The organism is Achromobacter sp. ACM01, from assembly GCF_014851745.1.
Lineage (GTDB): Bacteria > Pseudomonadota > Gammaproteobacteria > Burkholderiales > Burkholderiaceae_B > Achromobacter > Achromobacter aegrifaciens.
The window spans coordinates 1108497-1131038 of sequence record NZ_JACVAF010000002.1 but is presented as its reverse complement, the minus strand read 5'-3'; the positions used below and the strand labels follow the sequence as shown (position 1 = coordinate 1131038).

Below are 22542 nucleotides of genomic sequence, written 5' to 3'. Positions count from 1 at the left end.
CTGGCGCGCGGCATCTGATCGGCAAGGATTGCTGCGCAATGTGTCAGAATCGCGACCTTTTGCTACAGCGCAAAGCGGCAAGAGCCCATTGCGCGCGATGACCGATGCCTCCAGACGTACCCGAATATCCCGCTGGCTCCTGCGTGGCGGCCTTGTTTGCCGCCATGCGGGCGCGCGACCCGGCCACCGGCCGCCATTCCGAAAGAGTTGTTGCGCTGAGCGTGGCGCTGGCCCGGGCCTGCGGCCTGCCGGAATCCGAACAGGAGGCGGTCGCGGTCGCTGCCCGCCTGCATGACATCGGCAAGATCGGCACGCCGGATCGTGTGCTGTATTCGCCGAAGCGGCTGGACAAGGACGATTGGGAAATCATGAAGGCGCACGCCGCAGTGGGCGCCGACATCATCATGCACAGCGACATTCCGCAACGCGAGCTGATCGCGCGGGCGGTGCGCCATCATCACGAACACTTCGACGGTTCGGGCTATCCCGCAGGACTGGCGGGCGAGGACATTCCGCTGCATTCGCGCATCATTTCGCTGGCAGATTCCTACGACGCCCTGGGCGATGCGCGTCCCTACCATCCTGCGCGCACGCATGCGGAGATCATGCGCATCCTGAACGAGGAAGCCGGCGCCAAATGCGACCCGGCCCTGTTGCGCACGTTCGAAGCGATGATCGCGAAGAGCCCCCTAAGGGTTCCGTAGCGCAGATCCCGTCAGCATCGCCGACGGGTCGGGCACTCCGGATGGGCGGTCACTTCAAGCGGTAATTCGCTGCCACCACCGCCAATTCCTGCAGCGTGCGCTGCTGCCACGCGGCATCATGCCCCAGCTCTTCGGCCAGGATGCGAGCCACTTCGGGCGCCGCCAGCATCGCGGCCTCGCTGTCCAGGAACAAGGCGCGGTTGCGCCGCGCCAGCACGTCCTCGGCGCTGCGCGCGAGTTCGTACCGTGCGGCGAAACGCACGTGCGCCTCCGACAAGCCGCTGCTCCTGACCAGCATGCGGTCCGCGCCGGGCAGCGCCTTCAGGGCCGGCAGGTCGCTGCCGTAGTAGCTGTCCGGCGTGCCGGCATGCTCCTGCGACGGCGCCAGGCCCGCCGCGCCATGCAGCGGCAGCGATTCCGTGCGGCAGGTGGCCTGCGTCAGCAGCTGGTGCTGGATGGCCGTGTCGACCACGTCCTGCGCCATGCGGCGGTAGGTGGTCCACTTGCCGCCGGTGACGGTCACCAGCCCGGCCTTGGACACCAGGATGGTGTGCTCGCGCGACAAGGACTTGGTGGAGGCTTCGCCCGTGGCCTTGACCAGCGGACGCAGCCCGGCCCAGACGCTGGTGACGTCGTCGCGCGTGGGCTTGCGGCTGAGATAGCGCGCCGCGGTGCTGAGGATGAAATCCACATCCTGCGCGCCCGCCTGCGGATCCAGCGGCAGATCGTCGCGCGGCGTATCGGTGGTGCCGACGATGGTGTGGCCGTTCCATGGCACCACGAACAGCACGCGGCCGTCGTCGGTCTTGGGGATCAGGATGGCGCGCTTGCCCGGCAGGAAATCCTGCGGCAAGGTCAGGTGCACACCCTGGCTGGGCGCCACCATGGTCTGCGCGTTCTTGTCTTCCATGCGCCGTACCGCGTCCACCCACACGCCGGTGGCATTGACCACGCAGCGCGCGCGCAACGTGAAGCTGGCGCCGCCGATCGCGTCCTGCACCGTTACGCCGTCGACCTTGCCGCCCGTCATGGTCAGGCCGGTGGCGCGCATGTAGTTCACCGCGGTGCCGCCCAGGTCGAACAGCGTGCGCATCAGGCTTACGGCCAGGCGGGCGTCGTCGAACTGGCCGTCGTAGTACAGCACGCCGCCCTTGAGATTCTTGCCCTGCACGTTCTCGGCCAGCGTCGGCGCATTGGCCAGCGTGTCGCGGCGCGACAGCCAGCGGCTGGGCGACAGGTTCAGCTTGCCGGCCAGCATGTCGTACATCTTCAGGCCGATGCCGTAGAAGGGCTGGTCGAACAGGTTGTAGGCTGGCACCACGAAGCCCAGCGGCCACACCAGGTGCGGCGCGTTGCGGTTGAGCAGGCCGCGTTCATGCAGCGCTTCGCGCACCAGGCTGACGTTGCCCTGCGCCAGATAGCGCACGCCGCCGTGCACCAGCTTGGTGGCCTTGCTGGACGTGCCCTTGGCGAAGTCCGCGCCTTCGATCAGCAGGGTGCGATAGCCGCGCGAAGCGGCATCGACCGCCGTGCCCAGGCCGGTGGCGCCGCCGCCGATGACGATCACGTCCCAGGAGTGCGTGTTGTCCAGCGTGTTCAGGAGGCGGTTGCGGTCGGGCGGGGCGACGGAGGCTAGGGGTTGGTTCATGGGATTCAAGGTGTTTGCTTCAAGGTATTCGGGGCGGCCGCCACGTCGCAGCGCACGCCGGCGTCCAGCAGGACTTGCGCCAGCGGCTCTTGCGGATGCGCGTCGGTGAAGAAGCGGTCGATTTGCGAGATGTGCGCCAGTTCCACCATGGCCTGGCGCTTGAATTTGCTGCTGTCGGCGGCGAGCCAGACTTCGCGCGACTGTTCGATGATGGTCCGCGCCACGCGCACTTCGCGGAAGTCGTAATCGCGCAGCGTGCCGTCGGCCTCGATGCCGGAGATGCCGATCAGGCCGATGTCGACCTTGAACTGGCGGATGAAGTCCATGGTGGCTTCGCCGACGATGCCGCGGTCGCGCGAACGCACCACGCCGCCGGCCACGATGACTTCGCAGTCCGGGTTGTCCGAGAGAATGTCGGCCACGTGCAGGTTGTTGGTGATGACGCGCAGGCCGCGATGGCGCAGCAGGGCGCGCGCAATGGCTTCGGTGGTGGTGCCGATGTTCAGGATCAGCGAACAGCCGTCGGGCACGGCGCGGGCCACGGCCTCGGCGATGCGCTGCTTGCCGGCGGCGTGCAGGCCCTGGCGCTTGCGGTAGGCGATGTTCTCGATGGTGGACGCTTCGATGCGCACGCCGCCATGGAAGCGCGACAGCAGGCCCGCTTCGGAAAGAATATTGACGTCGCGCCGCACGGTCTGCAGCGTGACGTCAAAGCGTTTGGCGAGTTCCTCGATCGAGGCCGAGCCTTGGGCCCGCACCATTTCGATCAGGGCGCTCTGTCTGGGATTCAGTGTCATGTTCGTATAGTAAAACAACAAAAGCGAAAAATAATGACGCGCCGCAAGATTGTTTTTTGTTCGCTTCTTGAGTAAAACGCACAATAAACGAAAGCTATCTGAAAGAGTATGCTCATCCTGTTGTTCGCTTGAATGCAGGCCGAGACCGCTGTACCGAATACCGAAGTCCGCCGTAAAAACAGGGACGTATAAGTAGGTAGAGGAGACCAGATGCAGCTGAACTTGGACAGGGTAGGTTTGCGGGCCGGCTCGCAGACGCACCTGTATCCCATGAGCCTGGCCCCCGTCGAGGGCGCCATGACGGTATTGCTGGGGGCCACCCTGGCGGGCAAGACCTCGCTGATGCGCATCATGGCCGGGCTGGACCGGCCCACCGAGGGCCGCGTACTGGTCGACGGCGCCGACGTGACCGGCGTGCCGGTGCGCCAGCGCAACGTCGCCATGGTCTACCAGCAGTTCATCAATTACCCGTCCATGTCGGTCTACGACAACATCGCTTCGCCGCTCAAGCTGCGCGGGGCGGCGGACATCAGCGAAAAAGTCCGCGCCATGGCGGCGCGGCTGCACATCGACCACCTGCTGGAGCGCTACCCCTCGGAGCTGTCCGGCGGGCAGCAGCAGCGAGTGGCGCTGGCCCGGGCGCTGGCCAAGGACGCGCCGCTGATCCTGCTGGACGAGCCCCTGGTCAACCTGGACTACAAGCTGCGCGAGGAACTGCGCGACGAACTTTCCGAATTGTTCGCCGAAGGGCGCTCCACGGTGGTCTATGCCACGACCGAGCCGGGCGAGGCCCTGTTGCTGGGTGGCCACACCGCGGTGCTGGATGCGGGCGAATTGCTGCAATACGGCCCCACGGCCGAGGTCTTCCATCGCCCCAATTCCATCCGCGTGGCCCGCGCCTTCAGCGACCCGCCCATGAATCTGTTCTCCGCGCGCCGTACGGGGTCGGGCTTCGTGCTGCAGGGAGACCTGGCGGTGGAGCGGGCGCTGCCGCAAGGCGCCGATGCGGAGATCACCGCCGGCCTGCGCGCCGGCGCTCTCGATGTCGAGCCGCGACCCGGCCACATCGCGCTGCCCGGGGTGGTGAAGCTGGCCGAGATCTCCGGATCCGACACCTTCGTGCATGCGCAGACGGCGGCGGGCGACGTGGTGGCGCAACTGCCCGGGGTCCACCGCTACACGCTGGACCACCGCGTACAGTTCTATTTCGACCCGGCGCAGACCTACGCCTTCGGCGCGGGCGGCGCGCTGCTGGCGGCGCCGCGGCAGCCGGCGGGCGCTGGGGAGACGGCCTGATGGCGCAGATCGAGCTGGACCTGTCCCATTCCTACGTGGCGGACCCCAAGACCGACGAGGACTACGCACTGCTGCCGCTTTCGTTCACCTTCAAGGACGGCGGGGCCTACGCCTTGCTGGGTCCGTCCGGCTGCGGCAAGACCACGCTGCTCAATTGCGTGTCGGGCCTGCTGCGGCCGTCGCACGGGCGCATCCTGTTCGACGGCCAGGACGTCACGGACAAGACGCCGCAGGCGCGCAACATCGCCCAGGTGTTCCAGTTCCCGGTGGTGTACGACACCATGACCGTGGCCGAGAACCTGGCGTTTCCGCTGCGCAACCGCGGCATGGCGCCCAAGCTCATCGGCGAGCGCGTCGGGCGCATCGCCGAGATGCTGGAGATGTCGCATGTGCTGGACCGGCGCGCCAGCGGCCTGACCGCCGACGCCAAGCAGAAGATTTCGCTGGGGCGCGGACTGGTACGCAGCGACGTGTCGGCCATCCTGTTCGACGAGCCGCTGACCGTGATTGATCCGCAGCTCAAATGGGAGCTGCGCCGCAAGCTCAAGGAAATCCACCACGAGTTCAAGCTGACGCTGATCTACGTGACGCACGACCAGACCGAGGCGCTGACCTTTGCCGACGAGGTCATGGTGATGGCGCGCGGCAGGGCGGTGCAGGTCGGGACCGCGGATGACCTGTTCCAGCGGCCGGCACATACCTTCGTGGGCCATTTCATCGGCTCGCCGGGCATGAACTTCCTGCCGGCGCAATGGCGCGACGGCGGCCTGGAGGTGGGCAAGAGCCGCGTCGCCGGGGTGCCGGCGGAGATGGCGGCAAAGCTGGACGGCGCGGGCCCCGTGAAGCTGGGCGTGCGTCCGGAGTACTTGCGCATTACCGAGCCGGGCGCGCCCGGCGCCCTGGCCATGCGCGTGGAGCGGGTGCAGGACGTGGGCACCTACACGCTGCTGGTGGCGGACTTCGAAGGCACGCCGGTGCGCGCCCGGCTGGCCAGCAACATCGTCCCGGCCGCGGCTGGCGGCACGGTCTGGTTGTCGGCGCTGAATCCGCACACCTGCTTTTACCGCGACGAGGAGCTGATCCGATGAAACCCATAGATCACCGGGCCTGGTTCCTGGTCCTGCCCGTGGTGCTGTGCGTGGCGTTCTCGGCCATCCTGCCGCTGATGACCATCGTCAACTATTCGGTGCAGGACATCATCTCGCCCGAGCGCCGCGTCTTCGTCGGCACCGAGTGGTACGCCGCCGTGCTGCAGGATGAAGAACTGCATGGCGCGCTGTTCCGCCAGATCGGCTTTTCGCTGGCCGTGCTGGCCATCGAGATCCCGCTGGGCATCCTGCTGGCCCTGTCCATGCCGGCCAGCGGCTGGCGCGCTTCCGCGGTGCTGGTCATCATCGCGCTGTCGCTGCTGATTCCCTGGAACGTGGTGGGCACCATCTGGCAGGTGTTCGGGCGCACCGACATCGGCCTGCTGGGCGCGACGCTGTCCTGGCTGGGCGTGGACTACAACTACACCGGCAACGACGTCGATGCCTGGGTCACGGTGCTGGTCATGGACGTGTGGCACTGGACGCCGCTGGTGGCGCTGCTGTGCTACGCGGGCTTGCGCGCGATACCCGACGCCTACTACCAGGCCGCCCGCATCGATGGCGCGTCGCGCCTGGCGGTGTTCCGCTACATCCAGCTGCCCAAGATGCGGGGCGTGCTCATGATCGCGGTGCTGCTGCGCTTCATGGACAGCTTCATGATCTACACCGAGCCGTTCGTGCTGACGGGCGGCGGGCCGGGCAACGCCACCACCTTCCTGTCGCAGTACCTGACGCAGAAGGCGGTGGGCCAGTTCGACCTGGGGCCGGCGGCCGCGTTCTCCATCATCTATTTCCTCATCATCCTGCTCTTGTGCTTCATCCTCTACAACTGGATGCAACGCGCCGGCACCACCGGCGGCTTTGACGAGGAGCGCTCAAATGCGTGAGAAAAATTCCCGCTGGCGCGGCGTCTTCCTGACCCTGTACCTGGTCTTCGCCATCCTGCCGCTGTATTGGATGCTGAACATGTCGTTCAAGACCAATACCGAAATCGTCAGCACCCTGACGCTGTGGCCGCGCGACTTCACCTTCGAGCACTACCGCACCATCTTCACCGACCCGGCCTGGTACTCGGGCTACATCAACTCGCTGATCTACGTGGTCATCAACACGGTGATCTCGCTGGCCGTGGCGCTGCCGGCCGCCTACGCCTTTTCGCGCTACCGCTTCATTGGCGACAAGCATGTGTTCTTCTGGCTGCTGACCAATCGCATGACGCCGCCCGCGGTGTTCCTGCTGCCGTTCTTCCAGCTCTATAGCTCCTTCGGCCTGATGGACACGCACCTGGCCGTGGCGCTTGCGCACCTGGTGTTCAACGTGCCGCTGGCGGTCTGGATCCTGGAGGGCTTCATGTCCGGCGTGCCGCGCGAGATCGACGAGACCGCCTACGTCGACGGTTATTCCTTCCCGCGCTTTTTTCTGACGATCTTCCTGCCGTTGATCAAATCGGGCGTGGGCGTGGCGGCGTTCTTCTGCTTCATGTTCAGCTGGGTGGAGCTGCTGCTGGCGCGCACGCTGACCTCGGTCAACGCCAAGCCCATCGTCGCCACCATGACCCGTACCGTATCGGCCTCCGGCATGGACTGGGGCGTGCTTGCTGCGGCGGGGGTGCTGACCATCGTGCCGGGCGGCATCGTCATCTGGTTCGTGCGGCATTACATCGCGAAGGGCTTCGCGATGGGCCGGGTGTAGAGGCAAGGAGGGCGCGCTCATGTTCAGCTGGATGGTATGGACCACTCCCGTCGCCGTGTTCTTTTCCTGCATCGTGCTGATGCTGGTAGGCATGACGGTATGGGAACTGAAATCGCCCACGGCCGAGCGCAAGGGCTTCCTGCCCCTGCGCACCACGCGCGGCGACCGCCTCTTCATCGGCCTGATGGCTGCGGCCTGGCTCAACCTGGCGTTCCTGGGGTTCGGCCAGAAGGCAGCGGAATGGTTTTCGCTGGACGAGCCGCCATCGGTGTGGATCAGCTTCATCGCGTCCATGCTGCTGCTGGCTTTCGTCATGAGGAAAGGTTGAAGAGGGGCGCCAGACCCCTCGCGTATTCAAGCGGTTGGTAAGGACTATCGGCCAGCGTCTTCCCCGGCCAGCGGTCCGCAGCAAACGATGGGGAAGACTTATCGAGGAGACAGGTCATGAAATTGCGCATGCACGCCATGGCAGCCGCCATCGCCCTGATCGGGACGTCGGCGGCCTGGGCTGGCGAACCGGAAGCGAAGAAGTGGGTCGATTCGGAGTTCCAGCCTTCATCGCTGTCCAAGGACCAGCAAATGGCCGAGATGAAGTGGTTCATCGAGGCCGCCGCCAAGCTCAAGGCTAAGGGAGTGAATGAAATCAGCGTGGTGTCCGAAACCATCACCACGCACGAATACGAGTCCAAGACGCTCGCCAAGGCTTTTTCCGAGATCACCGGCATCAAGGTCAACCACGACCTGATCCAGGAAGGCGACGTGGTCGAGAAGCTGCAGACCTCGATGCAGTCGGGCAAGTCCATCTACGACGGCTGGATCTCCGATTCCGACCTGATCGGCACGCACTACCGCTACGGCGCCATCCTGCCGCTGTCCGACTACATGGCGGGCGCGGGCAAGGAATGGACCAACCCCAACCTGGACCTGAAGGACTTCATCGGCACCAAGTTCACCACCGCTCCGGACGGCAAGCTCTATCAGCTGCCCGACCAGCAGTTCGCCAACGTCTACTGGTTCCGGGCCGACTGGTTCGCGCGCCAGGACCTGAAGGACAAGTTCAAGGCCAAGTATGGCTACGAGCTGGGGGTGCCCACCAACTGGTCCGCCTATGAGGACATCGCCGACTTCTTCTCCAACGACGTCAAGGAACTGGACGGCAAGAAGGTCTATGGCCACATGGACTACGGCAAGAAGGACCCGTCCTTGGGCTGGCGCTTCACCGACGCGTGGCTGTCGATGGCCGGCGCGGCGGACAAGGGCCTGCCCAACGGCATGCCGGTGGACGAGTGGGGCATCCGCGTGGCGGACGACAAGTGCACCCCGGTCGGCGCGTCGGTCGCGCGCGGCGGCGCCACCAACAGTCCGGCTGCGGTCTATGCCCTGACCAAGTACGTGGACTGGATGAAGAAGTACGCGCCCCAGCAGGCCATGGGCATGACCTTCTCAGAATCCGGCCCGGTGCCGGCCCAGGGCCAGATCGCCCAGCAGATCTTCTGGTACACGGCGTTCACCGCCGACATGACCAAGAAGGGCCTGCCGGTGGTCAACGACGACGGCACGCCGAAGTGGCGCATGGCCCCGTCGCCCTACGGCCCGTACTGGAAGGACGGCATGCAGAACGGCTACCAGGACGTGGGCTCGTGGACCTTCTTCAAGTCCACCAACCCCGACAAGATGGCCGCGGCCTGGCTGTATGCGCAGTTCGTCACGTCCAAGTCGGTGTCGCTGAAGAAGTCCATCACCGGCCTGACCTTCATCCGCGACAGCGACATCAACAGCGAGTTCTTCACCAAGAACGCGGCGAACTACGGCGGCCTGATCGAGTTCTACCGCAGCCCGGCGCGCGTGGCGTGGACGCCCACCGGCAACAACGTGCCTGACTATCCCAAGCTGGCGCAGCTGTGGTGGAAGAACGTCGCCACCGCGGTCACGGGCGAAAAGACTCCGCAGGCCGCCATGGACAACCTGGCCAATGAAATGGATCAGGTCATGGCGCGTCTGGAGCGCGCCGGCATGGCGCAGTGCGCGCCCAAGCTCAACCCCAAGAGCGACCCCAGCAAGTGGCTGTCGGACCAGCATGCGCCGTGGAAGAAGCTGGCCAACGAAAAGCCCAAGGGCGAGACGATCGCCTATGAGAAGCTGCTGGATGCGTGGAAGCAGGGCAAGGTGAGGTAAGCCGGCCGAACGCTGCGCACGGCCTGGACCCGGCATCGCGCCGGGTCCTTTTTTTGCCCGTCAGTGTATGACGCGCGCCGCCTTGCGCGCGCGCTTGACTTCATACATGCGGGCATCGGCCAGGCGTACCGCCGCTTCAGCGTCCAGGCCGCGCGGATCCAGCGCCACCACGCCGACGCTGGCGCCTTCATACGGGACGGTCGCCTCGCCGAGCTGGTAGCGGCCCACGGTGGCGGCGGTGGCGCGCTCTTCCAGGGAGCGGGCGGCTTCTTCGGCGTCGCCGCGCGGCGCGTGCACGCCATGGGGGCCGTCCCCCGCTACCAAGGCAGGGCCGGGGCCGATCAGCACGAATTCGTCGCCGCCTATGCGGCCCAGCATGTCAGAGCCGCGCAGGGCCGCGGAGATCCGGCGCGATACCTCCTGCAGGAACACGTCGCCTTGCTGGTGGCCGTAGACGTCGTTGATGCCCTTGAAACCGTCCAGGTCGATCACGCCGACCAGCACGCTGCCGCCTTCGCGGATGGCGCGCGCCTGCAAGCGGTCGAGCGCCTCGTAAAGCGCGCGGCGGTTGGGCAGGCCGGTCAGGGTGTCGGTCAGCGCATATGACATGAGCTGGACGTTGGCCGCGTGCAGCTGCTCCATCAGCATTTCGCGTTCCAGGAAGCGGGCGATCACGCTGGAGAACAGTTTCAGCACCGATTCGGCCTGCGGTTCGATCTGGTGTCGCGTGGCGCTGGCGGCGCACAGGGTGCCGAACAGCACGCCGTCATCGGTGCGCACCGGGGCGCTCAGATAGGTTTGTATGCCCAGTTGCCGGGCCGCGTCGGAATCCGGCCAGCAGCTGGAGACATCGCTGGTGCACATGCGGCCTTCGTCCAGCGCGCGTTTGCACAGGGTGTCGTCCCAGGGCACGGACAGGCCTTCGGGGATTTGCAGTGTGCCGGCGTTGCGCGCGTAGCGGATGCTCTGGAGATCGGCCTTCAGGTCGATGGACGTGAGATAGGTGGATTCCAGTCCGGTCACCGCGCCCAGCATGTCCAGCAGCGGGCGCGTCAGCTGTTCGACCGACTTGGCCTCGGGCAGGGTGGTCGACAGTTCTGCAAGTATTGGATCCAGCACGGCGTCTCCAGGAAGCATGGGCATACGGGTGGGCATATGAACCTGCGGCCCGACGCTCCGTGAGGAGCGCGGGCCGCGCATGTCCGCCATTATGCACGCTGTGCCGCGGGTTGCATGTAACCCGCTCGCGGGACTACGCTGGACGTTCTACACGCGGCGGCCGGGCTCGATGCGTAGCGGCCGCCAGGGAGGCAGGCATGCATCACGCGAGCGAACTGCGCGGCCGGGTGGCCGTGGTGACAGGCGCATCTTCCGGCATAGGCCGGGCCATCGCGATCGGGCTGGCGGCCGCTGGCGCGCAGGTGGTGGTGAATCATCGCGCGGGCGGTGATTCTCAGGGGCGGGCCGCCGCCGTCGCCGAAGCGATCCAGCGGCAGGGCGGTTCGGCCGTCACCGCGGCCGCCGACATCAGCAAGGAGCCCGAGGTGGAGCACCTGTTTGCGCAGGCGCTGCAGCATTACGGGCGCCTGGACATCCTGGTCAACAACGCGGGCATAGAGCATCCCGCGCCGATTGCGGACATGACGCTGGCCGACTGGCAGCGCGTCATCGACGTGAACCTGACGGGGCAGTTCCTGTGCGCGCGCGCCGCTGCGCAGCAGTTCCAGTCACAGCCGGTCGACCCGGCGCGGCAGGGATTGGCGGCGGGCAACATCCTCTTCATCAGTTCCGTGCACGAGGTCATACCCTGGGCCTTCCAGGTGAATTACGCGGCGTCCAAGGGCGGCGTATCGATGCTGATGAAATCCCTGGCGCAGGAGCTGGCGCCGGCCCGGATACGCGTCAATTCGATTGCGCCGGGCGCCATACGCACGGCTATCAACCAGCCGGCCTGGGATACGCCGGAAAGCCTGGCCAGGCTGATGCAGCTGATTCCCTACGGCCGCATCGGCGAACCCGAAGACGTGGCGCGGGCCGCCGTCTGGCTCGCCAGCGACGCCTCGGATTACGTCACCGGCACGACCTTGTTCGTCGACGGCGGCATGACGCTGTATCCCGAATTCCGGGGCGCGGGCTAGGCCATGTCCAAGCCCCTGGAAGACTATGGCTTGATCGGCAACATGCTGTCGGCTGCGCTGGTGGCGCGCGACGGCTCCATCGACTGGCTGTGCCTGCCGCACTTCGATTCCCCCGCCTGCTTCGCGGCGTTGCTGGGCGATGAACGGCACGGGCGCTGGCGCATTGCGCCGCACGCGCAGCGCTGCACGGTGTCGCGCCGTTATGTGCCGGATACCGCGGTGCTGGAAACGCGCTACGAAACCGGCTCGGGGACGGCGCTGCTGTACGACTTCATGCCCTTGAGCGACGACGACGAGCGCGCCGACGTGGTGCGCATCGTGCGCGGCGAATCCGGACACGTGCAGATGGACATGGAGATGGCGCTGCGCTTCAACTATGGGCAGGCCGTTCCCTGGGTGCGCCGGCGCGACTATGGCCTGAGCGCCATCGCGGGCCCCGACGCGGTCGAACTGCACACGCCGGTGGACCTGGCGGGGCACGAACTCACCACCACGGCGCGCTTCACCGTGCATCCGGGCCGGGTGGTGCCGTTTACGCTGTCCTACCACCGTTCGCACCGCACGCCGCACTTCGTGCCGGATCGCGTGGAAAGCATGGACCGCACCATTTCCTGGTGGCAGGAATGGGCCAAGCGCTGCCGCTGGGAGGGCAGCGAAGAAGGGCGCGAGGCCGTGGTGCGCTCGCTGATTACCTTGAAGCTGCTGACCTTCCAGCCCACCGGCGGCATCATTGCCGCGCCTACCACCTCGCTGCCGGAGGCCCTGGGCGGCAGCCGCAACTGGGACTACCGGCATTGCTGGCTGCGCGATTCGGCGCTGACCCTCTACGCCTTGCTCAATGCCGGCTACCGCGAGGAGGCCGAGGCCTGGCGCCAATGGCTGTTGCGCGCGGTGGCCGGGCATCCCGACCAGTTGCAGATCATGTACGGCATCGCGGGCGAACGCTGGCTGCCCGAACTGGAAATCCCCTGGCTGCCGGGCTATGAGGGCAGCCTGCCGGTGCGCCGGGGCAACGGCGCCGCCGGCCAGAGCCAGCTGGACGTCTATGGTGAACTTATCGAAACCCTGTATGCGGCGCGCGCCGCGGATCTGGCGCCGCTGGCCGAGGCCTGGCGCCTGCAGAACGTGCTGCTGGAGCCATTGAAGCGCCGTTGGCAGGACCTGGACCACGGCATCTGGGAAGTTCGCGGCGAGCGCCGCGCCTTCACCCATTCGCGCCTGATGTGCTGGGTGGCCTTCGACCGCGCGGTGCAGTCCTGTGATCGCTTCGGCCTGCGCGGGCCGCGCGATGAATGGCAGCGGCTTGCCGACCGCATCCGGGCGGACATCTGCAAGCACGGCTACAACCAGGCGCGCGGCAGCTTCGTGCAGAGCTATGGATCTGATGAGCTGGATGCCAGCCTGCTGCTCATCCCCCAGGTGGGTTTTCTGCCCGCGGACGATCCGCGGGTGGCGGGGACGGTGCGCGCCATCGAGCGCGAACTGCTGCGCGATGGCTTGCTGCTGCGCTACTCCAATCAGCATGCCAGCGACGGCCTGCCGGGCGACGAAGGCGTGTTCCTGGCCTGCAGCTTCTGGCTGGCCGACGCCTACGTCATGCAGGGGCGCATCGATGACGCCGAACGCCTGTTCGAGCGGCTGCTGGCGCTGCGCAACGACCTGGGCCTGCTGGCCGAGGAATACGACGTAGGCCGGCGCCGCCTGGTGGGCAATTTCCCGCAGGGGTTCTCGCATATCGGGCTGGTCAATACCGCCTACAACCTGAGCCGGGCGAGCGGCCCGGCGCGTCAGCGCAGCGAGCAGGACGCGCCGCGGGAATAGGCCGCGCGGCGGCGTCCAGCGCCTGCCGGCGCGGTGTATTCTGGCGATCTGACGGCCGCCCCAAGTCGGGCGCCGAACCGCAGAACAGAGCAGGCCGCGCATCGGCCGCCACCGCATCCAGGAGAGACAAGCATGCTTTTGACCGACGAACAGCTCAGCGTCCAGGAAATGGCGCGCCGCTTCGCGCAGGAGCGCCTGGCGCCCAACTCGGAACGCTGGGACCGCGACCATCACTATCCCGCCGACGCCATCGCCGAAATGGCGCAACTGGGCTTTTTCGGCATGCTGGTGCCCGAAGCCTGGGACGGCAATGACAGCGGCTATATCTCGTATGCGGTCGCGCTGGAGGAAATCGCGGCCGGCAATGGCGCCTGCTCCACCATCATGAGCGTGCACAATTCGGTGGCCTGCATGCCCATCCTGAAGTTCGGTACCGACGCGCAGAAAGAACAGTTCCTGCGTCCGCTGGCAACAGGCGAGCATATCGGCGCCTTCGCGCTGACCGAGCCGCAGGCGGGGTCGGACGCCAGCAGCCTGCACACCCGGGCGCGCCGCGATGGCGACGACTACATCCTGAATGGCGCCAAGCAGTTCATCACGTCGGGGCGCAGCGGCCAGGTCGTGATTGTATTCGCCGTGACCGACCCGGATGCCGGCAAGCGCGGCATCTCGGCCTTCATCGTGCCCACCGACACCCCGGGCTACAAGGTGTTGCGGGTGGAAGAAAAGCTCGGCCAGCATGCGTCCGACACCTGCCAGATCGCGTTCGAGGACATGCGCATTCCGGCGGCTTACCGGCTGGGCGCGGAGGGCGAAGGCTACAAGATCGCCCTGTCCAACCTGGAGGGCGGGCGCATCGGCATCGCGTCCCAGTCGGTGGGCATGGCGCGCGCGGCCTACGAGTGCGCGCGCGACTATGCGCGCGACCGGCAGGCCTTCGGCAAACCCATCATGGAGCATCAGGCGGTCGCGTTCCGGCTGGCCGACATGGCCACGCAGATCCATGCGGCGCGCCAGATGGTGCTGCATGCGGCAGCCTTGCGCGAGGCCGGCAGGCCGGCGCTGACGGAAGCGTCCATGGCCAAGCTGTTCGCCTCCGAGATGGCCGAGAAGGTCTGCTCCGCCGCCATCCAGACCCTGGGCGGCTACGGCTATCTGAAGGACTTTCCGGTGGAACGCATCTATCGCGACGTGCGCGTCTGCCAGATCTATGAAGGCACCAGCGACATCCAGCGCCTGGTGATCGCCCGGGCCCTGTGAACGAAAGGCTAGGCCGGCAGGCGCCGGCCGCGCCGCGCCCACAGCGTGTAGACGACGATGTTGCCCACGATCAGCAAGGCCGCCAGTACGATCTGCGTGCCGCGGGTGATGCCTTCGGGGTAGATAAGCGCCAGTATGTAGTGTTCGATGAAGCCGCCGCCATAGCCTTGCTGGCCGGCCTGCTGGCGCAGCGAAATCTCCAGCGGCGTCAGCGGGCAGATCCAGCCCATGCCTATCACCAGCGCGCCCCAGGCCAGCGCGGGCAGGTGCAGGTAGGCGATCCAGCGCTTCCACAACGCCAGCAGGCCGCCCAATACGACGAAGGCAACGAAGAGGCCGTGCACGATGAGCACCAGGTCGGCGAGCAGTCGATAGCTCATGGCCGTGTCCGCCTCAGGGCTTGAGGTCCCGCAGCAGCTTGGCCAGTTCAGGCGCGGTCATCAGCGACACGCCTTGCGACTTGGCGTATTGCAGGGCGTTGTCCGAGACCTCGCCCAGCGCAATGTAGATGGCTTCGCGCGCGCCGCGCTTCTCGCGCGCTGCCTGCAGTTCGCGCAAGGGTTCGACGCCGACGCGGGCGGCCTTCCAGCGCTTGGCGCTGACCATGGCGACATGGCCGTCCTTGCTCAGCGCGAAATCGGCGCCGGGCAATTGCAGGCGCTGCACTTCACAGCCGTCGCGGCGAAAGCCCGCTTCGACGGTTTTGGAAAATTCCGCCCAGGACATGCCGGCGGCGGCTTCGGCCACGGCCTGCACCCGCGCGCCCGAGGGCGCGCGCAATTGCTTGTAGGCCGCCATGATGGCGATGACCGCGAACGGCACCGCGGCGAACACGCCCATCGCGGCGTACTCCAGCGGCAGCGCGGCAAAGCCGGCGGCCGACAGCAGCACGGCCACGCCGGCGCTCATCCACCAGGGCGAGCGCAGCAGCACCGCAAAAATGGAGTTCTGGGACATCTTGAGTTTCATGGCGGCTCGCGGTGATGCGTGGTGTGGAGGGCTTCAGGCGTCTGCGTCGCCGGCGTCGGGGCCGCGCACGACGATGCGCACGTCGCCGCAGGTCACGATCTGGCCGGCGCGGATCTTGGCCGTCTTGCGGCTTTCGACCACGCCGCCCACGCTGACGTGGCCTTCGGCCACCAGCATCTTGCCCGCGCCGCCGCTGTCGCACACGCCGGTGGCCTTGAGCAGCTGGTTCACTTCAATATAGGGGCTGCCTTCGGCCAGCGTGAATTCGATGATGGGCATAGCGAGAATGTCGTAGAGGTGAGGGCGGGGCGCTCAGGCCTGGCCGCCGCCGTTGGCGCCGTCCTGCGCGGGGGCGGGAGGCTCCTGCGCGGCGGGACGGTTGTTGTTGGTCTCGGCGCGGGCCATCCAGGCGATCAGGGACGAACGCATGGCTTCCTCGACCGACATCTGGATGGGCTGGACCCATTCCTGCGGCACGAACACGGTATAGCCGCCGATCATGTAGCCCATCGGCAGGTACACGGCCACGCGCTCGCCCTGGGTGAAGCCTTCGGGCAAGCCTTCCATGTTGCGGCGGGTGACCAGGCCGACCAGTTCCAGCTGCTGGCCCGGCACTCGCAGGATCACGACCTGCTGGGCGGTGTTCTTGGAACTGGGCGAAAAATAGTCCGCGAAGCTCTTCAGCGACGAATAGATGCTCTTGACCACCGGCAGGTTGGTGAACGGCATTTCCAGCAGCACCAGCACGCGCTGCACGCGTTCCTTGGACACCAGGTAGCCGATGGCCAGGATGCCGAGGATGCCCAGCGCCAGGCCCATGCCCGGCACATAGAACCCGCCGATGAAGGGGCGCAGGAAGGTCAGCGCCACGGCTTCGGTCCACGCCAGGAAGATATAGAGCAGGTAGATCGTCAGGGCCAGCGGCAGGACGGTGATCAGGCCGCGGAAGAAGTATTTATAGAGGCGAGTCATAGACATAGGCAAATAAATCAGGGTCGGATTACGCGGCAAAGGCACGCGCCGAAGGGCCGCCAGCATAGCAGCCGGCGCGGGCCCGACCGGTAACAATCGGCGTGCGATCAGCGGAAGCGGCGCGCGCCTAGCGGTCCACGGGCAGGTACAGGGTCTCCTTGATCTCCTCCATGACCACGTAGCTGCGCGATTCGGCGGACGCGGGCAGGCGCTTGAGGATTTCGCCGAGGAGACGGCGGTATTCGTTCATTTCGGTCAGGCGGGCCTTGACCAGGTAGTCGAAGTCGCCGGACACCAGATGGCATTCCATGACTTCGGGCACGTACAGCAGCTCTTTCTTGACCTTGTCGAACACGTCGCCGGATTTGGCCGACAGCTTGATCTCCAGGAAGACGAGCAGGTTCTTGCCCAGCGCCGCCGGATTGACGCGCGCATGGTAACCCGTGATGACGCCTTCGCGCTCCATGCGCTTGACGCGGTCGGAGCAGGGGGTGGCGGACAGACTGATCCGGTCGGCCAGTTCGGTCACGGAAATACGGCCTTCCCGCTGCAGGATATCCAGGATTTTCAGGTCGATACGGTCTAGCTCGCGCATTTCACTTTTGGCGATCGAAAAACAGGAGGTGGCCGGGAAAAAGCACTGGCAAAGCAAAATCTTCAGTGCTTTTCACTGCTGAGAGGCCCATAGACTACCGAAATTCCTGAACAAAACCAATCACCGGAAAGAATCATGCACGTCATCGTCCTCGGCAGCGGCGTCATCGGCACCACCACCGCCTACTATCTGGCCCGTCAAGGCGCCAAAGTCACGGTGCTGGACCGCCAGCCTTCGGCGGCGCAAGAGACCAGCTACGCCAACGCCGGACAGGTTTCGCCGGGCTATTCCACGCCGTGGGCCGCGCCCGGCATTCCGCTGAAGGCCATCAAGTGGCTGTTCCAGAAACACGCTCCGCTGGCCATACGCCTGGACGGCAGCCTGTTCCAGCTGAAATGGATGGCGTCCATGCTGGCCAACTGTTCTGCCGAACGATACTCGGTGAACAAGGAGCGCATGCTGCGCCTGTCCGAGTACAGCCGCGATTGCCTGCGCGAACTGCGCCAGTCCACCGGCATCCACTACGAAGAACGCACCCGCGGCACCTTGCAGCTGTTCCGCACCGAGGCCCAGCTGGAAGCCGCGCGCCGCGACATCGCGGTGCTGGAAGAAGTGGGCGTACCCTACGAACTGCTGGACCGCAACCGCCTGGTGACGGCCGAGCCCGCCCTGGCGCGCTCGCTGCACAAGCTGAGCGGCGGCCTGCGCCTGCCCAACGACGAAACCGGCGACTGCCAACTGTTCACGACGCGTCTGGCCGAAATGGCCAAGGGCCTGGGCGTGGAATTCCGTTACGGCCAGACGGTGTCGGGCCTGAACACGGCCGGCGGCCAGATCACCGGCGTGCGCGTGGGCAATGAAGTCCTGACCGCCGATCGCTATGTCGCCGCCTTCGGCAGCTACACGCGCGACTTCCTCAAGCCGCTGGATCTGGACCTGCCGGTGTATCCGCTCAAGGGCTACTCGCTGACCATCCCCATGGCGGACGAATCGGCCGCGCCGGTTTCTACCATCCTGGACGAAACCTACAAGATCGCCGTCACGCGTTTCGACCAGCGCATCCGCGTGGGCGGCATGGCCGAGATCGCGGGCTTCGACCTGCGCCTGAAGGAGGCCCGCCGCAAGACGCTGGAACTGGTCGTCAACGACCTGTTCCCGGGCAGCGGCCACGTGGCCCAGGCCGAGTTCTGGACCGGCCTGCGTCCCATGACGCCGGACGGCACGCCGGTGGTCGGCGCGACCCGCTACGGCAACCTGTACCTGAACACCGGCCACGGCACGCTGGGCTGGACCATGGCCTGCGGCTCGGGCAAGCTGGTGGCCGATCTGGTCATGGGCCAGCGTCCCGCCATCCGCACCGACGGCCTGGGCCTGTCGCGCTATGACCGCAAGGCGGCGTCCAGCCAGTCGCTGGTGCTGGACGGCAAGAGCGCCTGATTCCGCTTGCGGCAAGCCGGCGGCGATTCTTCCGGATATCGCCGCCGGGACTGCGCATGGGCCATCTACAATGGCCCGCATGATCCATTTCCTGCACACCGCCGACTGGCAGATCGGCCGACAATACGGCCAGTTTGAAACCGACGATGCCGCCATGCTGGCCGAGGCCCGCTTCGACGTCGTCGCCCGCATCGCTGCGCTGGCCGCGGAGCGCGGCGTGGACGCCGTGCTGGTGGCGGGCGATGTGTTCGACACGCAGGGCGTGTCGGACCGCACGATACGCCGCCTGTTCGCGGCCATGGCCGCTTACACCGGCCCCTGGGTCATGATCGCCGGCAACCACGACGCCGCGCTGGCCGACAGCGTCTGGAGCCGGGCGATGCAGTTGGGCTGCATCCCTTCCAACGTGCATGTTCCGCTGCGCACCGGCGTGGTCGATCTGGCGGCGATCAATCTCGCCGTGCTGGCCGCGCCCCTGACGCAACGCCATACCTACGACGACGTGACCCAGGCCTTCGACGCGCTGGAAACCGAAGCCGGCCGCATCCGCGTGGGCCTGGCGCACGGCAGCGTGGCGGGCCGCCTGCCGGACACCATCGATGCCACCAATCCCATCGCCCCGGACCGCGCGGTTCGCGCGCGGCTGGACTATCTGGCGCTGGGCGACTGGCACGGCTGTCTGTCCATCGACGAGCGCACGTGGTACGCCGGCACGCCGGAGCAGGACCGCTTCCGCGGCAACGAACCGGGGTACGCGCTGCATGTGCGCATCGAGGCGCCGGGCGCCACGCCCGCCGTCGAGCGGCTGGCTACGGGCAAGTACCGCTGGTCGGCCTGGTCGGAAACGCTGAGCCTGCCCTCGGACGCGCAGGCGCTGGCCGCGCGCATGGCCGAGCTGCGCGCCGAGGATGTGCTGCGGCTGGACCTGCAAGGGCACGTCAACATGGAAACCTGGGAAGCGCTGCAACGCGCCGTGGACCAGGCCGCGGCGCAGGTGCGCGCGCTGTTGCCGGACCTGTCCGGCCTCATGCTGGAACCGGACGAAGCCGACCTGGCCGAACTGCGCGCCAGCGGCTACGTGGGCGAAGTTGCGGCGCAATTGCAGGCATTGCAGGCCGACCCGGAACAATCTGCGGTTGCGAGCGAGGCATTGCGGCTGCTGCTGCGGTTCCAGCGCGAAAGCGCCGCGCCGGGAGCCGCCAAATGAAGCTCTCGCGCATCGCCCTGGAAGAATTCCGCAAGTTCCGCCAGCCCATGGCGCTGGAAGGGCTGCAGGACGGCCTGAACCTGTTCGTGGGCCCGAACGAAGCCGGCAAGAGCACCGTGGCCGCGGCCATCCGTTCCGCCTTTCTTGAACGCTACAGCACCAGCAAGGTCGCTGACCTGGCGCCGCACGGCGAGTCCGGCGCGCGACCCAGCGTGGAACTGGAATTCACGCATGCCGGACACAGCTATGTGCTGAAGAAGCAATTCCTGTCGCGCGCCCGCTGCGAACTGTTGATCGATGGCGGCGCGCAACGGCTGGACGGCGAAGAGGCCGAGAACGCGCTGGCCGCATTGCTGGGCTTTGAACTGCCGGGACGCGGCCAGAGCAAGCCGGACCTGGCGGGCATACCGGGCCTGTTGTGGATCCAGCAGGGCGACGGCCAGAATCTGCAGGAAGCGGCCGGCCATGCGGGCGCGCATCTGCGTGAGGCCTTGACGCAGCTGTCCGGCGAGCTGGCTTCGGGCGATGGCGACCGCCTGTACGAGCGCGTGGCCGCCGAACGCGGCGCGCTGCTGGACGCACGCAATGGCCGCCCCAAGGGCGTCTACAAGGAAGCCGAAGATGCGCTGACGCGCGCCGCGGCCGAACGCGACGAGTGCGCGCAGGCCATGGCGCAGCTGAACGCCGACGTGGACCGCCTGGCCGAATTGCGCCGCGACCACGAGCGCGCCCAGGCCGGCGAGCCCTGGAAGGACTTCGAAGCCAAGGCGGCCGAGGCGCGTGCGCGCCTGGCGGCCCTGGCCAAGGAGCGCGAAGCCTTCGAAGGGCTGCGCCGCGAACAGGCGCAAGCCGCGCAAACGCTGGCGCTGTTGCAGGACCAGGTCCGGCGCGACCAGCAGGACGAGGCCGAACTCCAGTCGCTGGCCAGCGAGGCTCGCGCCGCGCGCGCCCGGGTCGAGGCCGCGCGCGAACCGCTGGCGCGCGCCCAACAGCAGCGCCAGGCGCATGCGGCCGCGGTGGACGCGGCGCGCCAGCGCGTTACTTCGGTGCAGGCCGTGGCCGACCGGCGCGACCTGGAGCATCAACTGCTCCAGCTGGGCGTGGAGATCGAACGCCTGGACGGCGCATTGAAGGAAGTCACCGCATTGATCGAGCAGGGCTCCGCGCTCAAGGCCGAGACCATGCGGATCGAAATCGCCGACGCCGACATCGAAGCCCTGCGCAAGAGCGAACGCGAACTGGCCAACCTGCAATTGCAGCAGCAGGCCAGCGCCACGCGCCTGTCCTATCAGCTGGAAGCGGGCGGCCGGGCGCTGCTGGACGGCCGGATGCTGAGCGGCGCGGACGAGGTCCTGCTGACGGCGGCCGCCGAACTGGAGCTGCCGGGCGTGGGGCGCTTGCGCATCGAGCCGGGCGGCAAGGACTTGCCCGCGCTCAAGCGCGAAATCGACGCGGCTCGGGCGGCCAGCGCGGCCTTGCTGCAGCGCCTGGACGTCGAGAGCCTGGCGCAGGCCGAGCAACGCTACGCCCGCCATGGCGCCTTGCTGCGCGAGCTGGACGGCATGCGCAAGACGCTGGGCATCCATGCGCCCAAGGGCGTGGACGTTCTGCGTGGCCAGCGCGACGACGCGTTGGCACGTCGCGTGCAATTGCAGGAACGTTTGGACAAGCTGCCAGCTGCGCCGCAGGCGGACGGCGGCGGCGATCTGCCCGGGGCGCTCCAGGCCCTGCGCGAGGCCGAGGCGGTTTCGGCGCAGGCCGAGACCGCGCTGGCCGCCGCACAGCGCACCATGGACACCGACGGCGCGCGCGCCCAATTGCTGGAAAACCAGACGGCGGCGCGCAGCGCCGAGCTCCAATCGCCCGAGCGCGCGACGCAGCGGCAGGCCCGCGCAGGCAGGCTCGCCGAGGTCCGCAGCAGCCACGACGAACTGGAGCGCCGCGTGCGCGAGGCGCAGGCGGCATTGGCTGGCCACCGTCCCGAGCTGGTCGAACAGGATGTGCAGCGCTACGAGAAGTCCGCCGCGATCGAGCGCGAGGCGCAGCACAAGCGCCACGGCGAAATCCTGCAGTTGCAAGGCAAGCTGGACCAGGCGGGCGCCCAAGGGCTGGGCGAACGCCTGTCTGAAGCAGAGGCCGCCTGCGAACGCCTGGAACGGCGGCGCGACGACTTCGCCCGCCGCGCCGCTGCGCTGGAACTCCTGCAAAAGCTGCTGGCAGACAAGCGCGCGGCGGCGACGCAACGCCTGCAAGCGCCGCTGGCGCGCCGGCTGAACCACTACCTGGCGCTGCTGTTTCCGGAAGCCGACCTGCGACTGGACGATGCCTTGCTGCCCGCCGCGCTGCGCCGCGCGGGCGGCGAGGACCAGCTGTCCGCGCTCAGCTTCGGCACGCGCGAACAACTGGGCATCCTGGCACGCTTCGCCTACGCCGATCTGCTGCGCGAAGCAGGGCGGCCGACGCTGCTGCTGCTCGATGACGCGCTGGTCCACACGGACGACGCGCGGCGCGACTTCATGAAGCGCGCGTTGTTCGACGCGGCCACGCGGCATCAGATCCTCATGTTCACCTGCCATGGCGAAGCCTGGCGCGACATGGGGGTGGAGCAGCGGCGCATCGCTTGACCGCGGCGCGCGCAGCCGGTAGGCTACGCCCCATGCCTGACCACACGCTCCTCGCCGATTCCGCATCCGCTGCCCGCGCAGCGGATACGCGTGCGCGTGTGCTGTCCCGGCGCTCCGCA

21 protein-coding genes are annotated in these 22542 nt (G+C 67.1%); 13 read left to right on the top strand and 8 right to left on the bottom strand.

The annotated features are described in order from the left end of the window. The first annotated feature begins 104 nt into the window (after positions 1-104). Positions 105-704: an HD-GYP domain-containing protein gene (locus IB268_RS13595; protein ID WP_192354372.1), complete on the top strand. Its 600-nt coding sequence runs from the start codon at positions 105-107 to the stop codon at positions 702-704. Positions 705-753: 49 nt separating this feature from the next. Here the strand turns inward: IB268_RS13595 and IB268_RS13590 are convergent, their stop codons facing one another. Together IB268_RS13590 and IB268_RS13585 are read right to left on the bottom strand one after the other, a co-directional pair. Further along, the gene (locus IB268_RS13590; protein WP_119449638.1) at positions 754-2352 is read right to left on the bottom strand and encodes a glycerol-3-phosphate dehydrogenase/oxidase; all 1599 of its coding nucleotides are present in this window, start codon (positions 2350-2352) and stop codon (positions 754-756) included. A 5-nt stretch (positions 2353-2357) separates the two neighbouring features. Beyond that, complete coding sequence (locus IB268_RS13585; protein WP_013394120.1) at positions 2358-3149, bottom strand: DeoR/GlpR family DNA-binding transcription regulator; 792 nt, start codon at positions 3147-3149, stop codon at positions 2358-2360. A gap of 210 nt (positions 3150-3359) precedes the next feature. On the opposite strand from IB268_RS13585, the gene IB268_RS13580 reads away from it, so the two are divergent. From IB268_RS13580 to IB268_RS13555, 6 genes are all read left to right on the top strand, one after another. After that, on the top strand, positions 3360-4445 hold the full coding sequence (locus IB268_RS13580; RefSeq protein WP_175213469.1) for an ABC transporter ATP-binding protein: 1086 nt from the start codon (positions 3360-3362) through the stop codon (positions 4443-4445). After that, on the top strand, positions 4445-5533 hold the full coding sequence (locus IB268_RS13575; RefSeq protein WP_054453877.1) for an ABC transporter ATP-binding protein: 1089 nt from the start codon (positions 4445-4447) through the stop codon (positions 5531-5533). The genes IB268_RS13580 and IB268_RS13575 overlap by 1 nt, the downstream gene beginning before the upstream one ends. Further along, on the top strand, positions 5530-6420 hold the full coding sequence (locus IB268_RS13570) for a carbohydrate ABC transporter permease (RefSeq protein ID WP_054453879.1): 891 nt from the start codon (positions 5530-5532) through the stop codon (positions 6418-6420). Before IB268_RS13575 ends, IB268_RS13570 begins: the two co-directional genes overlap by 4 nt. After that, a complete protein-coding gene (locus IB268_RS13565) occupies positions 6413-7225 on the top strand; it encodes a carbohydrate ABC transporter permease (RefSeq protein ID WP_054453881.1) in 813 nt (270 codons plus the stop codon). Before IB268_RS13570 ends, IB268_RS13565 begins: the two co-directional genes overlap by 8 nt. Before the next feature lie 19 nt (positions 7226-7244). Then, complete coding sequence (locus IB268_RS13560) at positions 7245-7553, top strand: DUF2160 domain-containing protein (RefSeq protein ID WP_054453883.1); 309 nt, start codon at positions 7245-7247, stop codon at positions 7551-7553. Between the two features lie 116 nt (positions 7554-7669). Then, positions 7670-9400, top strand: coding sequence for an ABC transporter substrate-binding protein (locus IB268_RS13555; protein WP_054453885.1), 1731 nt, complete (start codon positions 7670-7672; stop codon positions 9398-9400). 60 nt (positions 9401-9460) lie between these two features. On the opposite strand, the gene IB268_RS13550 is transcribed toward IB268_RS13555, so the two are convergent. After that, positions 9461-10555 carry a sensor domain-containing diguanylate cyclase gene (locus IB268_RS13550; RefSeq protein ID WP_082400964.1) on the bottom strand — a complete coding sequence of 365 codons (1095 nt, stop codon included), beginning with the start codon at positions 10553-10555 and terminating at the stop codon, positions 9461-9463. 161 nt (positions 10556-10716) lie between these two features. On the opposite strand from IB268_RS13550, the gene IB268_RS13545 reads away from it, so the two are divergent. The 3 genes from IB268_RS13545 to IB268_RS13535 all read left to right on the top strand — a co-directional run bounded on the left by IB268_RS13545 (position 10717) and on the right by IB268_RS13535 (position 14619). Continuing rightward, entirely contained in the window at positions 10717-11538 is an 822-nt protein-coding gene (locus IB268_RS13545) for a glucose 1-dehydrogenase (RefSeq protein ID WP_192354371.1), read from the top strand. Between the two features lie 3 nt (positions 11539-11541). Next, complete coding sequence (locus tag IB268_RS13540) at positions 11542-13359, top strand: glycoside hydrolase family 15 protein (RefSeq protein ID WP_054453891.1); 1818 nt, start codon at positions 11542-11544, stop codon at positions 13357-13359. A 132-nt stretch (positions 13360-13491) separates the two neighbouring features. After that, positions 13492-14619 (top strand): acyl-CoA dehydrogenase family protein, encoded by a 1128-nt coding sequence (locus IB268_RS13535; protein ID WP_175213466.1) that lies wholly within the window; start codon positions 13492-13494, stop codon positions 14617-14619. An 8-nt stretch (positions 14620-14627) separates the two neighbouring features. Here IB268_RS13535 and IB268_RS13530 read toward each other — a convergent pair whose 3' ends face one another. From IB268_RS13530 to IB268_RS13510, 5 genes are all read right to left on the bottom strand, one after another. Then, entirely contained in the window at positions 14628-14999 is a 372-nt protein-coding gene (locus IB268_RS13530; RefSeq protein ID WP_192352200.1) for a DUF2784 domain-containing protein, read from the bottom strand. 13 nt (positions 15000-15012) lie between these two features. Next, positions 15013-15588, bottom strand: a complete 576-nt coding sequence (locus IB268_RS13525) for a restriction endonuclease (protein ID WP_054453899.1) — start codon at positions 15586-15588, stop codon at positions 15013-15015. Between the two features lie 33 nt (positions 15589-15621). Then, a complete protein-coding gene (locus IB268_RS13520; protein ID WP_125473305.1) occupies positions 15622-15867 on the bottom strand; it encodes an RNA-binding S4 domain-containing protein in 246 nt (81 codons plus the stop codon). A 33-nt stretch (positions 15868-15900) separates the two neighbouring features. After that, positions 15901-16560 carry a DUF502 domain-containing protein gene (locus IB268_RS13515; protein ID WP_054453903.1) on the bottom strand — a complete coding sequence of 220 codons (660 nt, stop codon included), beginning with the start codon at positions 16558-16560 and terminating at the stop codon, positions 15901-15903. Between the two features lie 127 nt (positions 16561-16687). Further along, on the bottom strand, positions 16688-17155 hold the full coding sequence (locus IB268_RS13510; protein ID WP_013394098.1) for a winged helix-turn-helix transcriptional regulator: 468 nt from the start codon (positions 17153-17155) through the stop codon (positions 16688-16690). 135 nt (positions 17156-17290) lie between these two features. On the opposite strand from IB268_RS13510, the gene IB268_RS13505 reads away from it, so the two are divergent. The 3 genes from IB268_RS13505 (at position 17291) to IB268_RS13495 (ending at position 22423) form a co-directional block, all read left to right on the top strand. After that, positions 17291-18592, top strand: a complete 1302-nt coding sequence (locus tag IB268_RS13505) for a D-amino acid dehydrogenase (protein WP_054453905.1) — start codon at positions 17291-17293, stop codon at positions 18590-18592. A 79-nt stretch (positions 18593-18671) separates the two neighbouring features. Next, positions 18672-19799: a DNA repair exonuclease gene (locus IB268_RS13500; protein WP_192354474.1), complete on the top strand. Its 1128-nt coding sequence runs from the start codon at positions 18672-18674 to the stop codon at positions 19797-19799. Continuing rightward, positions 19796-22423, top strand: a complete 2628-nt coding sequence (locus IB268_RS13495) for an AAA family ATPase (protein ID WP_054453907.1) — start codon at positions 19796-19798, stop codon at positions 22421-22423. Before IB268_RS13500 ends, IB268_RS13495 begins: the two co-directional genes overlap by 4 nt. Positions 22424-22542: the final 119 nt, after the last annotated feature.